The organism is Spiroplasma sp. ChiS, from assembly GCF_002968355.1.
Classification (GTDB): Bacteria; Bacillota_I; Bacilli_A; order Mycoplasmatales; family Mycoplasmataceae; genus Spiroplasma; species Spiroplasma citri.
In genome coordinates, this window is sequence record NZ_PUUH01000234.1 from 1 (window position 1) to 14323 (window position 14323).

Annotated in this window: 18 protein-coding genes, 1 tRNA gene and 3 rRNA genes; 13 read left to right on the forward strand and 9 right to left on the reverse strand. The window is 32.0% G+C overall.

All coding sequences use genetic code 4. The features are described from left to right. A partial coding sequence (locus C6B38_RS06000) for a spiroplasma phage ORF1-like family protein (RefSeq protein WP_233485597.1) occupies positions 1 to 347 on the forward strand: 347 nt, incomplete at its 5' end. Between the two features lie 276 nt (positions 348 to 623). On the opposite strand, the gene rrf is transcribed toward C6B38_RS06000, so the two are convergent. The 6 genes from rrf to rdgB all read right to left on the reverse strand — a co-directional run bounded on the left by rrf (position 624) and on the right by rdgB (position 7506). Continuing rightward, positions 624 to 730 (reverse strand): 5S ribosomal RNA (gene rrf, locus C6B38_RS06005). A gap of 72 nt (positions 731 to 802) precedes the next feature. Further along, positions 803 to 3717 (reverse strand): 23S ribosomal RNA (locus C6B38_RS06010). 273 nt (positions 3718 to 3990) lie between these two features. Next, positions 3991 to 5510 (reverse strand): 16S ribosomal RNA (locus tag C6B38_RS06015). Together the 16S, 23S and 5S rRNA genes form the textbook arrangement of a ribosomal RNA operon. 454 nt (positions 5511 to 5964) lie before the next feature. After that, a complete protein-coding gene (locus C6B38_RS06020; protein ID WP_004572346.1) occupies positions 5965 to 6288 on the reverse strand; it encodes a single-stranded DNA-binding protein in 324 nt (107 codons plus the stop codon). Positions 6289 to 6389: 101 nt separating this feature from the next. Beyond that, positions 6390 to 6914, reverse strand: coding sequence for a tRNA (cytidine(34)-2'-O)-methyltransferase (locus C6B38_RS06025; protein WP_105298986.1), 525 nt, complete (start codon positions 6912 to 6914; stop codon positions 6390 to 6392). Further along, complete coding sequence (rdgB, locus tag C6B38_RS06030) at positions 6892 to 7506, reverse strand: RdgB/HAM1 family non-canonical purine NTP pyrophosphatase (protein WP_105298987.1); 615 nt, start codon at positions 7504 to 7506, stop codon at positions 6892 to 6894. The genes C6B38_RS06025 and rdgB overlap by 23 nt, the downstream gene beginning before the upstream one ends. A gap of 83 nt (positions 7507 to 7589) precedes the next feature. Between rdgB and C6B38_RS06035 the strand changes: the two genes are divergently transcribed. Further along, the gene (locus tag C6B38_RS06035) at positions 7590 to 8378 is read left to right on the forward strand and encodes a phosphotransferase (RefSeq protein WP_105298988.1); all 789 of its coding nucleotides are present in this window, start codon (positions 7590 to 7592) and stop codon (positions 8376 to 8378) included. On the opposite strand, the gene C6B38_RS06040 is transcribed toward C6B38_RS06035, so the two are convergent. Together C6B38_RS06040 and C6B38_RS06045 are read right to left on the reverse strand one after the other, a co-directional pair. After that, positions 8375 to 8953 (reverse strand): DxFTY motif-containing membrane protein, encoded by a 579-nt coding sequence (locus C6B38_RS06040; protein ID WP_105298989.1) that lies wholly within the window; start codon positions 8951 to 8953, stop codon positions 8375 to 8377. The two genes, C6B38_RS06035 and C6B38_RS06040, sit on opposite strands and share 4 nt — an antisense overlap. Before the next feature lie 79 nt (positions 8954 to 9032). Next, positions 9033 to 9106 (reverse strand) — tRNA-Gly (locus C6B38_RS06045). A 164-nt stretch (positions 9107 to 9270) separates the two neighbouring features. Between C6B38_RS06045 and C6B38_RS10205 the strand changes: the two genes are divergently transcribed. The 11 genes from C6B38_RS10205 to C6B38_RS06085 all read left to right on the forward strand — a co-directional run bounded on the left by C6B38_RS10205 (position 9271) and on the right by C6B38_RS06085 (position 13909). After that, positions 9271 to 9417: a hypothetical protein gene (locus C6B38_RS10205; protein ID WP_162475910.1), complete on the forward strand. Its 147-nt coding sequence runs from the start codon at positions 9271 to 9273 to the stop codon at positions 9415 to 9417. Positions 9418 to 9991: 574 nt separating this feature from the next. Next, positions 9992 to 10132, forward strand: coding sequence for a hypothetical protein (locus C6B38_RS10210; protein ID WP_162302559.1), 141 nt, complete (start codon positions 9992 to 9994; stop codon positions 10130 to 10132). Between the two features lie 9 nt (positions 10133 to 10141). Beyond that, positions 10142 to 10273 carry a hypothetical protein gene (locus tag C6B38_RS11950; RefSeq protein WP_255401086.1) on the forward strand — a complete coding sequence of 44 codons (132 nt, stop codon included), beginning with the start codon at positions 10142 to 10144 and terminating at the stop codon, positions 10271 to 10273. A gap of 508 nt (positions 10274 to 10781) precedes the next feature. After that, complete coding sequence (locus C6B38_RS06050; RefSeq protein WP_105298990.1) at positions 10782 to 11042, forward strand: pentapeptide repeat-containing protein; 261 nt, start codon at positions 10782 to 10784, stop codon at positions 11040 to 11042. Between the two features lie 51 nt (positions 11043 to 11093). Next, a complete protein-coding gene (locus C6B38_RS06055; RefSeq protein ID WP_105298991.1) occupies positions 11094 to 11618 on the forward strand; it encodes a hypothetical protein in 525 nt (174 codons plus the stop codon). Further along, entirely contained in the window at positions 11593 to 12018 is a 426-nt protein-coding gene (locus tag C6B38_RS06060; protein ID WP_105298992.1) for a single-stranded DNA-binding protein, read from the forward strand. The genes C6B38_RS06055 and C6B38_RS06060 overlap by 26 nt, the downstream gene beginning before the upstream one ends. After that, on the forward strand, positions 12009 to 12347 hold the full coding sequence (locus C6B38_RS06065) for a hypothetical protein (RefSeq protein WP_105298389.1): 339 nt from the start codon (positions 12009 to 12011) through the stop codon (positions 12345 to 12347). Before C6B38_RS06060 ends, C6B38_RS06065 begins: the two co-directional genes overlap by 10 nt. Beyond that, positions 12322 to 12663, forward strand: a complete 342-nt coding sequence (locus C6B38_RS06070; RefSeq protein WP_105298390.1) for a hypothetical protein — start codon at positions 12322 to 12324, stop codon at positions 12661 to 12663. Before C6B38_RS06065 ends, C6B38_RS06070 begins: the two co-directional genes overlap by 26 nt. Then, on the forward strand, positions 12647 to 13204 hold the full coding sequence (locus C6B38_RS06075; RefSeq protein WP_105298391.1) for an ERF family protein: 558 nt from the start codon (positions 12647 to 12649) through the stop codon (positions 13202 to 13204). The genes C6B38_RS06070 and C6B38_RS06075 overlap by 17 nt, the downstream gene beginning before the upstream one ends. After that, on the forward strand, positions 13204 to 13704 hold the full coding sequence (locus tag C6B38_RS06080) for a hypothetical protein (RefSeq protein WP_105298392.1): 501 nt from the start codon (positions 13204 to 13206) through the stop codon (positions 13702 to 13704). The genes C6B38_RS06075 and C6B38_RS06080 overlap by 1 nt, the downstream gene beginning before the upstream one ends. A gap of 4 nt (positions 13705 to 13708) precedes the next feature. Beyond that, the gene (locus C6B38_RS06085) at positions 13709 to 13909 is read left to right on the forward strand and encodes a hypothetical protein (RefSeq protein ID WP_105298393.1); all 201 of its coding nucleotides are present in this window, start codon (positions 13709 to 13711) and stop codon (positions 13907 to 13909) included. 24 nt (positions 13910 to 13933) lie between these two features. On the opposite strand, the gene C6B38_RS06090 is transcribed toward C6B38_RS06085, so the two are convergent. Next, positions 13934 to 14230, reverse strand: coding sequence for a hypothetical protein (locus C6B38_RS06090; protein ID WP_105298993.1), 297 nt, complete (start codon positions 14228 to 14230; stop codon positions 13934 to 13936). Positions 14231 to 14323: the final 93 nt, after the last annotated feature.

A 14323-nucleotide genomic window follows, 5' to 3' on the forward strand; every position in this document is an offset into this window, starting at 1 on the left:
AATTACAAAATTTTAATAATATTTTGTTGAGTGAAAATATTAACGATAAATTACAATTTGATAAATTATTAAATAGTATGTTTAAGATTTCACAGAAATTTTATACTAATTATTTACGTACGATTTTTTATTTAGAAAATAATACTTATGTTCAAGGTTATAATAAAAAATATGGTTTGTTAGTAAATAATGGTTTTAAAATTTACCCACGATATTTTTATTTTTCTGATAAATATAAGCAATTAGATATTAAATTATATTCAGCATTTAAAAATCGGTTTTATACGATTAATAATTATAATGGTGGTTTGTTCCCCAATTTATTTTTATGAAATTTGTGCGATTAATATAAAAAAAGAACTGTTATTCAGTTCCTTTTTGTTCTTTTCAGTCAATAATTTCACCGGTGTTTTGATTGATTGTTGGTATTTGTGGTTCATTATTTAATTCTCATTTATATACAATATCACTAAAAAATCTAGTTCCATATTTTTTTGAACTATTAATTTTTTCTATTTTTCATAAATTAGAATTTTTATGTATTACAATACTACATATTTTTTAATAAACTGTAAATTGTAACTTAATCTAAAAAATATTAAAAAAGGTCAAAACCTTTTTTAACCTGGCACTGCCCTATTTTCACCTTGCGGCTATTGTCGGCGTAATAGTGCTTAACTTCCGTGTTCGGAATGGGAACGGGTGTGTCCACTATGCCATAAGCACCAGATTATATCTGAGAGAAATTATCCGCTCAAAACTAGATAATAAACTGTCTAAAATTTGTAAATAAACTCTCGCTTTTTTGAAGTCCTCGACCTATTAGTATTGGTTAGCTGAACACGTCGCCGTGCTTACACACCCAACCTATCAACCTTGTCGTCTTCAAGGGGTCTTACTCCATAAAGGATGGGAAATCTCATCTTAAAGTATGCTTCTCGCTTAGATGCCTTCAGCGATTATCATTTCCACACATAGCTACCCAGCTGTGCCACTGGCGTGACAACTGGAGCACCAGAGGTGTGTCCATCCCGGCCCTCTCGTACTAGGGACAGATCTCTTCAAATTTCCTACGCCCACAACAGATAGGGACCAAACTGTCTCACGACGTTCTGAACCCAGCTCGCGTACCGCTTTAATGGGCGAACAGCCCAACCCTTGGAACCAACTTCAGCTCCAGGATGCGATGAGCCGACATCGAGGTGCCAAACCTCCCCGTCGATGTGAACTCTTGGGGGAGATCAGCCTGTTATCCCCAGGGTAACTTTTATCCGTTGAGCGACGGCCCTTCCACACGGGACCGCCGGATCACTAAGCCCAGCTTTCGCTCCTGTTCGACTTGTAAGTCTCACAGTCAAGCACCCTTCTACCTTTGCGCTCTATGTATGATTTCCGACCATACTGAGGGTACCTTTGGGCGCCTCCGTTACATTTTAGGAGGCGACCGCCCCAGTCAAACTACCCACCTGACACTGTCTCTGATCTGGCTTACAGATCTAGGTTAGGATTCCGACATAACAAGGGTGGTATTCCAAGGATGACTCCACAACAACTAGCGTTACTGCTTCAAAGTCTCCCACCTATCCTATACATGCTATATCAAAACCCAATATCAAGCTATAGTAAAGCTCCATGGGGTCTTTCCGTCTAGTTGCGGGTAACCTGCATCTTCACAGGTACTAAAATTTCACCGAGTCTGCAGCCGAGACAGCGAAGGGATCATTACGCCTTTCGTGCGGGTCAGAACTTACCTGACAAGGAATTTCGCTACCTTAGGACCGTTATAGTTACGGCCGCCGTTCACTGGGGCTTCGGTTCAAAGCTTCGCTAATGCTAACTAATCCCCTTAACCTTCCAGCACTGGGCAGGCGTCACCCCCTATACGTCGTCTTACGACTTTGCAGAGAGCTGTGTTTTTGCTAAACAGTTGCCCCTTCCTCTTCACTGCGGCTCATATTGCTATGAGCACCCCTTCTCGCTAACTTACGGGGTTATTTTGCAGAGTTCCTTAGCTACAGTTATCTCGCTTGCCTTAGGATTCTCTCCTTGACCACGTGTGTTCGTTCTAGGTACAGGCACCATATAAATAGTGCTAGAAGCTTTTCTTGGAAGCATGGAGTCATATACTTCGCTACTAGGCGAACCGTTCGCTCCCCATCACACTTCAAGGTTATGCAAGGCGGATTTGCCAACCTTACCCTCTTTGTGCTTAGCCCGGAGAATCCAATAACCGGGATATACTATCCTTCTCCGTCACTCCATCGCTCTATATGGTGGTACAGGAATATCAACCTGTTGTCCATCGACTACGCCTTTCGGCCTCGCCTTAGGTCCTGACTAACCCTGGGTGGACGAACCTTGCCCAGGAAACCTTGGTCAAACGGCATGAGGGATTCTCACCCTCAAACGTTACTCATGCCGGCATTCTCACTTCTAACCAGTCCAGCAGTCCTCACGGTCTACCTTCATCCCTGTTAGAACGCTCCCCTACCGCCCTGTATATAAATATACAAAACCCATAGCTTCGGTATTATGCTTAGCCCCGGTACATTTTCGGCGCAAAGTTACTCGACTAGTGAGCTGTTACGCACTCTTTAAAGGGTGGCTGCTTCTAAGCCAACCTCCTAGCTGTCTAAGCGACTTCACATCCTTACACACTTAGCATAAATTTTGGGACCTTAGCTGATGATCTGGGCTGTTTCCCTTACGTGCATGGACCTTATCACCCATGTACTGACTGCCGAGTATACAAAATTGGCATTCGGAGTTTAATTGCATTCAGTACCCCTAGGTGGGGCCATCATACATTTAGTGCTCTACCTCCAACTTGCTAACCTCGACGCTAGCCCTAAAGCTATATCGGGGAGAACCAGCTATCTCCAGGTTCGATTGGAATTTCACCCCTAGCCACAAGTCATCCGCGGTCTTTTCAACGAACGTCGGTTCGGTCCTCCATTAAGTTTTACCTCAACTTCAACCTGCTCATGGCTAGATCACCTGGTTTCGGGTCTATGACAACATACTAAACGCCCTATTAAGGCTCGCTTTCACTACGGCTCCGTATTTTCTACTTAACCTTGCATGCTATCATAACTCGCCGGCTCATTCTACAAAAGGCACGCCGTCACCCATTAACGGGCTCCGACTTCTTGTAGGCATATGGTTTCAGGTACTATTTCACTTCCCTCCCGGGGTGCTTTTCACCTTTCCCTCACGGTACTGGTTCACTATCGGTGAATAGGTAGTATTTAGCCTTACGCGGTGGTCCGCGTTGATTCCGACAAGATTTCACGTGTCTCGCCGTACTCAGGATTCCATTTCGAGTCTTGTCTATTTCGTATACGGGGCTATCACCCTCTACGGCATGGTTTCCCAACCATTTCTACTATAAACAAGTTTTGTAACTCTACTATTATGGTCCTACAACCCCAGATAAATCTGGTTTGGGCTGTTCCCCGTTCGCTCGCCGCTACTAAGAGAATCGCATTCGCTTTCTTTTCCTCTAGGTACTAAGATGTTTCAATTCCCTAGGTATACCTTCACTATAACTATTTATTCATTATAGGATGATGAGAGATTAATCTCACCGGGTTTCCCCATTCGGACATGTCCGGATCAAAGCTTACTTCCAGCTCCCCGAACCTTATCGCAGGTAGTCACGTCCTTCATCGTCTCCTATTCCCAAGGCATTCACCATACGCCCTTTGTAACTTCAAAGTTTTATAAATTATTTGACTTGATTTTAAATCAGTTTTTTGAGAATCATTTACAAATATAACTGTGAAATTTTAGTTATTTTTTAAAAATAACAGAAATTTTGAATTATTGTTATTTTAATCATGTGATTAAAATAACTAGATGTCTATTATCCAGTTTTCAAAGAACAATTCCAATAACATTTACTTGTTATTTTCAGAGAAACTAATCTCTGAAAACTAAACATAACGGTCATTAAAGCTAGTTAATTACTATAAAGTATTAACTCCATAGAAAGGAGGTGATCCATCCGCACGTTCTCGTACGGATACCTTGTTACGACTTCACCCTAATCATTAATCCTACCTTGGGCGGCTTCCTCCTTGCGGTTAGAATACCGACTTCTGGTATTATCAACTCTCATGGTGTGACGGGCGGTGTGTACAAGACCCGAGAACGTATTCACCGCGACATTGCTGATTCGCGATTACTAGCGATTCCGGCTTCATGAGGGCGAGTTGCAGCCCTCAATCCGAACTGAGATCGGCTTTTTCAGATTAGCTCCCTCTTACGAGATCGCAACTGTTTGTACCGACCATTGTAGCACGTGTGTAGCCCAAGATATAAGGGGCATGCTGATTTGACGTCATCCCCACCTTCCTCTAGCTTACACTAGCAGTCCCGTTAGAGTATCTCAACTTAATGGAGTAAATAACGGCAAGGGTTGCGCTCGTTACTGGACTTAACCAAACACCTCACGGCACGAGCTGACGACAACCATGCACCACCTGTCTCAATGTTAACCTCCACTGTATTTCTACAGCTTTGCACTGGATGTCAAGCCTTGGTAAGGTTCTTCGCGTTGCTTCGAATTAAACCACATGCTCCACCGCTTGTGCGGGTCCCCGTCAATTCCTTTGAGTTTCACTCTTGCGAGCATACTACTCAGGCGGAGTACTTAATGCGTTAGCTGCAGCACCGAACTTAGTCCGACACTTAGTACTCATCGTTTACGGCGTAGACTACTAGGGTATCTAATCCTATTTGCTCCCTACGCTTTCGTGCCTAAACGTCAGTGATAGGCCAGTCGACCGCCTTCGCCACCGGTGTTCCTCCATATATCTACGCATTTCACCGCTACACATGGAATTCCATCGACCTCTCCTACACTCTAGCTTAACAGTTTTCAAGGCGAACTGGAGTTGAGCTCCAGAATTTGACCCCAAACTTGTTAAACCGTCTGCGCACGCTTTACGCCCAATAAATCCGGATAACGCTTGCCACCTATGTATTACCGCGGCTGCTGGCACATAGTTAGCCGTGGCTTTCTGGTAAGGTACCGTCAAATAAGTATCATTTCCTATACTTACTGTTCTTCCCTTACAACAGACCTTTACAATCCGAAGACCGTCTTCAGTCACGCGGCATTGCTCCATCAGGCTTTCGCCCATTGTGAAAAATTCCCTACTGCTGCCTCCCGTAGGAGTTCGGGCCGTGTCTCAGTCCCGATGTGGCCGATCAACCTCTCAGTTCGGCTACGTATCATTGTCTTGGTAGGCCATTACCCCACCAACTAACTAATACGCCGCATCCTCATCCATTAGTGATCCAAACGGACCTTTTAACATTCTCTGATGCCAGAAAATGTCGTATGCGGTATTATCAGTCGTTTCCAACTGTTATCCCCCGCTAATGGGTAGATTAGATACGTGTTACTCACCCGTTCGCCACTGGGTGCAAGCACCCCGTTCGACTTGCATGTATTAGGCATGCCGCCAGCGTTCATCCTGAGCCAGGATCAAACTCTCATTAAAAAATATCGTTTTTGTTCCTAACTTTAATGACGGATATTCATTGATTAAATGATTATCTTTTGTTGTTATGTTTAGTTTTCAAAGATCGTTATTGTGTCAGCAAAACACCTTTTAAATTATACAAAATTATGCGTTTATTGTCAATAACTTTTGACTCTTTTTTTCATATTTTTAGTATTTTTTTGATAATGCAAGTAAGTATTTATTATGATTAAGTAATAAATTACTCCCAACTGACACCTTTATAATTATATAAAATCCTCATTTTTTTTGCAATCGTTTTTAGTAAAAATATTAATTTTTTTTACAAAAAACTAATTACTTAAAAAGAACTTATTTTATCCTTTTTTTATTGAAACTATTGTTTATTTACTACTAAATTTTAACTTTTTTATATAAAAAGCCATTTCAAAGGAAATGGCTAATTGGTATTAAGTTAATAATATTAATAATGTTAGTTAAAACTGCTTAAATACGTAACACGGTCAGCAATTATATCGTTATAATAATTTTCTTCATCAAAATTATTGGAACGAAATGATTGAATTCGCCCTTTGACGGCAATAATTGCTTTATCACGTAAACTAATATCTAAATCATCGATATTATTTGTTCATACTTTAACATTAACTAAATCACTGTCATAGTTACCATCTTTATTTTTAAAAGGTCGCTGAATCTTTAGTAAAAATTTCATTAGTTTTCGTTCTGCTTCTTTTTTATCATAAATAATTTCATAAGTTCCTTCTACTTGCCCAACCAATATTACTTGATTCATTCTTTATCATCCTTTCTAAAAACAACCAATATAACTCAATACTTAAAAGAATTAGAAAAAACTTTTTTCAAAAGTAAGAAAAAAATTTACAAAAAGCATTGTTATTTTTGTTTTAAAAAATCAGCCCCTTTTTGAATTTCAACTTTAGATAACCCGGGATAATCTAATTGACGCATAATTTCATAACCAACAATTCCAACTGTATTAGCAACATTTAAACTACGAACTTTTTCTGACATTGGAATGCGAAAAGTTCGTGCTAAATGTTCTTTCAAAATTGCTGTTGGAATACCAGTTGATTCACGTCCAAATAAAATAAAAATTTTTTCATCCTTGGTAAAATCAATTGCACTATGTGGCTGTTGAGCATAACGAGTTGCACAATATAATTTAAGATTTGGATTTAATTGCAAAAAATGATTTCAATCATTATATGTTTCATAATCAGCAAAATCAACATAATTTGCACTACTACGAGTAATAAATCGTTCATCAAAAATAAATCCAAATGGTTCAATTAAATGTAATTTAGCATTAATTGCAACACAAGTTCGCATAATGGCTCCAACATTTTGTGCAATTTCTGGTTCAAATAAAATAATGTTAATTTTTTTTGTTGTTTTCATCTTTTCCTCCTAATCATCATTTTTTAAACATCTGAAAAGCCTTTGAACGATGTGAATACTTATTTTTTTCTATTATAGTTAATTCAGCATAAGTTTGGCCAATTTCAGGTAAGAAAAAAATGGCATCATAACCAAAAACATTAGTACCACTTGGTTCTACAGTAATAAGGCCTTTTGTTACTCCACGGAAATATCTTGTTTCGTTTGTAATTGGATTAATATAACATAAAACACAAACTGCTTGTGCATCACGTTGTTCTAGTGATCGACATTTTTCAATTAATAAATTATTAATAATATTATTATCAGTAATTGGTTCTGCTCAACGGCGAGTATTAACACCAGGAAAATTTCCTAAACCAATAATTTCTAACCCAGAATCATCCGCTAATACTGGCTTATTTAACATTTTACTTAAATAATCAGCTTTTAAAAATGCATTTTCTTCAAAGGATGTTCCTGTTTCAGGAATTTCAGGCACAGGTGTTGTTAAATCTAATAATGATTTAACAATTATATTAATACCTTCAAACATTTCTTTAAATTCTCGTACTTTGTTCTTATTATTAGTAGCAATCCAAATTTCTTCCATTTTTTATTTCCCCGCTTTTCTTTACTATATATATTGTATAATAAAATTAATACTATATATCATACAGAATGGAAGTCAGAAATATGATAAAATACCAAATTAAAGCAAAATTAAATTTAGGTATTACGAACCAAAATTATCAAAGTATTGATAATCTTTTTATCCGTTATAGTAGTCCTTTCACTAATTTATTCATTGATCATCAAAATGAAATTTTTGTTTTAGAACAAATTAAAAATAGTGATTTAACATTACCAATTGTTGATTATGGTTATGATGGTGAACATTTCTTTTTGGTTACACCATATTATCCAACTTTGCAATCCCTTAGTATGGTTAAGCTTACAAACCAAGTCCTAACCCAAGTTGCTACAATAATTAAACAATTATGAAAAACTAAAATTAATACAAATAATCAAATTAAAACATTTAATCCCAAACAATTTTTAATAACATTAAAATCGGCAATTTGTAAGCAATTGGTCAATTTAACAACATATGAAAAAAATCTTGATTATTCAAAATTGCAACCAACAGAACTTGTTTTATGCCATAATGACTTAAATAGTGGCAATTTAGTTTTTTTAAATCAAAAACTCTACTTAATTGATTTTGAATATGCAATATTAAATGATAAATTTTTTGATATTGCTTCATTTGCTTCTGAAACATTAACAACAAAAGCTGAACAAACTTATTGATTTAATCTTTTTAATTTAACATCACAGCAACAAGAAAAAGTAGCAGCATGAATGTATTATCAAAACATTCTATGAATTTATTGAGCGAATTATATGTATGAACAAACAAAAGAAAAAATTTTTTTAACAATTATTGATTTAAAATTAACTAATTTACAAAAAAATAATTAGAGTTCTTTTTTTGTTAGTGCTGAATCAACCGGTGAATTATTGCTTTCTTTTTCATTGCTAACTGGTAATCCAGATTGTTTCTTATTTTTTTTCATTTGAAAATATCCACGAAGATTACGCATTCATACGGTTATAAATGTCCCAACAAAAATAGCACCTAAGAGAAAAAGAAATGATACTAAACAACGATATAAAATCTTATCTCATCCTCATCAATATCCAGTTAAGTAAATGCCATATAGCATTCAAGATAATGCAATTGTATAAGTAAACTGGTCAGCTTGATGAAAATGAAAATAAAACCCCAGACAAGTTAATAAAAAAACACTAAAAACCATTGTTAAACCAAAACCAATTCCAATTCCAACATCATAATGGTAGGTAAAACTTAAGTCAGGAGAAGATAAAAAAAACAATAATAAAAATGGCCCTACTGCTTCAATAATTAAAAATAAAAAACTTTTTCAAAACACTGTTCGTGAAGCATGAAATTCTAAATCATGTTGTATTTCTGGTGGTAAATGTTCTCAATTACTAGTAGACTCTTTTTTATTATTGTTTTTAATGACTTTCATAAGAATCACTAACTCCTCTTTTGCACCTTACCCTTTTATTTTAACATAAAAAAAATTGTTAAACTAACAATTAATATCATGGAGCAGGTGAAGGGAATCGAACCCTCACAGTCAGCTTGGAAGGCTGAAGTTCTACCATTAAACTACACCTGCATTTTAATTTTAAATTTTATCCTAAGCTACAGTAATATATATACCACTGTCTTGACATAATGTCAATTTTATTTAAAAAAAATTGTCCTTATCTTGTGATAATTTCGTAATAGTTATCTAACAAAAATTTCGCAATTATTTATATTATTAATTTGGTGATAACTATGGAAAGAAAATTAACAATGACAGAAAAACATAAATATAAAACTATTGAAAAAGTTATTAATAATGTATCCTGTAAAATGAAATTTGCCAAAACAACTCTTGTTAAAGGGTTGTTTTTTTATTTAAAAAACAATCTAACAATTTAATAAATATTTTGGTGGTCTAACCCAACAGTAATCAGTCTGGAAATAATAGACGCAATAACTTGCGATAGTGGTGATAAGTGCAAGGTCAACATCAAACCACAATAAAAATAGAGATGGTCACTTTATAAATAAATTTGCGATTAGCATTCGGTCCTTCATATGGGTGCAAGTAAATTTAATTTCAAAAACTGAACGATTTGACCTAAAATGGTGCGGATGAAGGAAGACATATATATGTCTGGCGTCTAATTTAAAAATATAGTTGCAGATTTTTAATAGATGCTAAAACAAACATAACACCGCCACCGCTTACCCCCAAGTAAAGCGGATGGCGTAGTAAATAAATAGATAAATACTTATATAACTAATTCTCGCTTTGGCACTTTCACTTGGGAGTGAGTGCCAGCGAGTTAAAAAGGAGAATTAAAAAATGACAGAATATAAAAGTAAATATATTAATAAAACTTAAGATGAAATAACAACATCATTTGATTGAGTTAATTGTCAACCTATTGATTGTCGTATTTCACATCATAAAAAACATTATGATTTTCAATGTTTAGAATGATCAAAAATGTACTTAAATTTATTTAAAGATAAATGAGGTGTTATTGCGTCTTATATGGAACATTACAAAATTAACGATATTTTAGATTTAGCATCAGATGGATGAAAAATATTACAATTTGAGAAAAAAATAAAAGGAATAATTTAGGAGGTAAAGATGAAAAAGAATAGTTGTCTTAAAAAAAGATATTGAGGTTATTGCTTTAAATGTGATAAACAAAATAAATATATCCTTACACACAATGAAATTACTGATGAACATTGAGCATTAAATACTAAAAAGAATTAAAAATAAAAAATGAGTAAATATATTAATGAAAAATGATTTTATAAACATTCAAAACATTCAAAACATGGAATAGTAAATTGTTATTTTAAATGTTGTGCAATATGTATCAAATGTGGAAAAAAGAAACAAATAAGACAAGATCATCTTTTATGATCATAATATGCGATATGTTCAGAAAATAAAAAGAATTAGGAGGAGTTAAATATGAGTATATGAACATTAATAATAATCATAATAAATATTATTTCATGCTTAGTGATATTGCCTTTTACAATATATGGAATAATCGAAGTCATTAAAATTAAAAAAATAATTAAAAAGATTAAAAGCAGCCAGGAATTAAATTATGAATATATGTGAAAAGAATATATGTGAAAAGATGAAGATGGCAAAGTTTACACAGAAGAAGATTTATTTAATAAAGCATTAGAAGAATGTCATTCAGAAGAAAGTGCTTGTGACTATATTGATACTTTAATTGCAGAAAAGAATTTGGAGGAATTAAATTATGAAAACATTACACGAAATGATAAAAGATTTAACAGGAGTTACTGTTGAAAATTGAAAAATAAGAGAATATTTAAGAATTGAAGTATTAGATTTACAAGATGCTTTTTTAAATGGTCCTAATTTAACTCGTACTGTTTTAGCTGGTGCTAATTTACAATGGGCTAATTTATGAGGTGCTGATTTACGTTGGGATGTTTTAAAAGATGCTGATTTACAAGGTGTTAATTTATCTATCTGGTGCTTATTTAAAAAATATTAAAATTACAAAAAAACAATTAGAACAATTAACTGTTATTGAGGAGGATTAATAATGTTAGAAAAATTAAAAGATTGAATTGAAATATATAATAATAATAATTTAAAAATTGAAGTTAAAAGTATACAATCAATTATTTTTAAAGGAAAAATAAAAGACTTTAAAGGTTATGAAATTTTTAAGGATTGTAAAATTATTCATAAATCAGTAAATGCTAATTTTAATTATTATTACATAAATACATCAACTTTGACTAAGCAACAATTAGAACAATTAACTTGTTATTGAGGAAAAAAAATAATGAATATAACAGAATCAATTAAATTTAACAAAATTAAAGAAGAAAATGAAAAAATTAAAAAAGAACTTGCTAAATTAAAGCAATTTCAATTAAAGAAAAGTGATTTTTGAGTTCAATTTTATTGTATAAATTGTGAAAAAGTTGACAGATGTATATTATCAAGTTGTTCAGAAAATACTTTAAGAAAAAACTATGTTTTAAAAGATAATTCTAAATCTAAATATGCTAATTATCCAATAAGGAGGATTAATAATGAATCAATTTATTGCCATTGGTAGAACAACAAAAGATATTGAAATTAAAAGAACACAAAATGGTAAAGAATATGCCATGTTTCAATTAGCAGTAACACGACCACATTCAATTCAAAAAGATACTGATTTTATTACTTGTCAAGTTTGAAATAAACAAGCAAATTTATTACAACAATATTGTCATAAAGGTAGTAAAATTGCAATTACAGGTATTTTACAATCTTATAAAGATAAAGATAATAAAATACAATGAATGGTAAGAGTTTATAGTTGTGAATTTTTACAAACTAATAATAATTTAAAAAAAGATACTTTATCTGAAAAACCACAAGAAAAAATAGAATTTAATTCATCTGATACAAAAGAATTATTTAATAATGATAATGAAAATATTGATACTAATGAAGCAATTTTATGAGATTAAATTTAAAATCTTTATATATTTATAATGATGAATTACATAAGTATAGTATTTTAATCCCTAGTGTTAGTCAAATTGTTAATATTTTATTACCAAAAGACTATTCGCAAATTGATGATAATATTTTAAAATTAGCACAAAATCGTGGAATATGTATACATAATATGATTGATGTTTGAATAAAAAATAATTTTGATGATGAATTAATTGAATTTATTGATTATGAAATAAAATCACATCATGAATTATTTAAAAATTTTATAAAACTATATCAAGAAACTTTTAAAGATATTAAATTTAGACATTATGAAACTGAAAAAAACACTTTATAGTCCTTTAATGTGTGGTACAACTGATTTTATTGGTATAACAACAGATAATGAATATATAATGTGTGATTGAAAAATTACAAGTTCTAATGAAAAAGCGGATATTGAACGCTATATTTGACAATTAAAACTTTATTATTTATTAGAAAAAAACTTTTGTATAGATAATAAAAAAATATTAATGATAATTATAAATCCAAAATTAAAAATAGTAATTAAAGAAAAAGTTAATATTACTAAACAATATTTAAAACAAATTAAAGAAGCCATTTTAATATGACAAGAAAGAGAGAAATGAGAAAATGCCACAAGAAACTAAAACAAAAAAATTAATTGAAAGTATTGGAGAAATTCAATCTGATATAAATCTTTTTGTTGGTAAAAATGCCAGAAATGACCATAATAATTATAATTATTTTACAGAAAGTGACCTCTATCAAACCTTAAAACCACAATTACGTAAACAAGGTATAACTTATACTATTCAAGCAGTTGGAGAACCAAGTTTTACAGAAACACAAAGTAGTAAAGGTGGAAAATTAACAAATTATTATTCAAAAGGATTATTAACACTTTATAAAGGTAGTGAAAAATTAGAATTAGGAATTATTTTATCAGCACAAAATTCAGATATTGCAAAAGCAATTTGTAGTGCTTTAACTTATGGAGCTCGTTATTGATTATGTAAAACTTTTGGTATAGCAACAGATGAATTAGATCCTGATAGTACTGAAATAAGTAAAGAAAATAGTAATCAAGTTATTAAAGAAACTACAAGTGCAACAAAATTAGAACCAGTTATTATTAAAAAACAAAGTGAAGATTTTTATTATCAATTTAAAGAAAGGTTTTTAAAATAATGATAAAAATAGGTATTGACCCATCAGGTACTGGTACTACTGGTATTGTTATTTATGAAGATAATAAATTAAAGGAAAAATTCGAATTTACTAGTATGTCGTGATTAAAACACATATCTTTTATAAAAGATATATTATGCAAATGCAAATATTGTAATTTTCTTAGTATTATAAACATTGAAAATTGTTTACCAACAAATGCTAATGGTTCAAAAGACCGTGATGATTTATTGCGATTACTAGGTGCTATTGAAGCTATTGAAATTAAAAAGAAACATTATACTATTATTAATTGAGTATCTAACTGAGTATCCTCACGACATACTAAATCAGTTGTTAAAAATATGGAAAATTTAAGTAAATATAATGATAGTTGTTTATGAAAATATGATAAAGATACTAATTTAACTTATCAATATGGTAAAGGTTGATTTTATAATAATGAAAAAATAAGTAATCATCTCCGCGATGCAATTATTATTGCTAATTATGAGAGGTAATATTATGAAGAAAACATATAATAAAAAACGAAAAGATAAATATAATCAAAAACGGAAAATATATTATTCTAGCTTTATTCGAAAAACAGTTAATCTTTACTTAAATCAAGAGCAAGAAAAAATCTGAAATAATTTACCACAAAACTATACTTTTTCTGAAAAAGTAGAATATTTTATTAATTATTATATTGTAAATAACAAATAAAAAATAACCTTAATTGGTTATTTTTTAAATGCTATTTGTAAGTTTTTCAATCGCTTCTTTTTTAGCATATTCTTTATCAATAATTTTAACTTGTTTTTTGACATTTTTAATTTGCCCAGTTTTAATTGCTAATTCTGTTGCACTTTCAGCACCGCGTAAATGCTTTTCATGTGCAATTACAGCAGTTCGTAATTCTCTAATTTCTGCTTTATATTTTTTAATTTTTTTAGCAGATAAACCAAGAACGCCAAGACTACCAGTTCCAACTGAACCCGCTAATACAAGTAAAACAATCATTAATGTATCTGTTGAAATATTCATTTTTTTATTTCCTTTCTATCCTTACTAAAACAGTGGCCATCTATTCTTTCAGAACAAAATAATTTATAAAATAGACTATATAACCACCCAAAA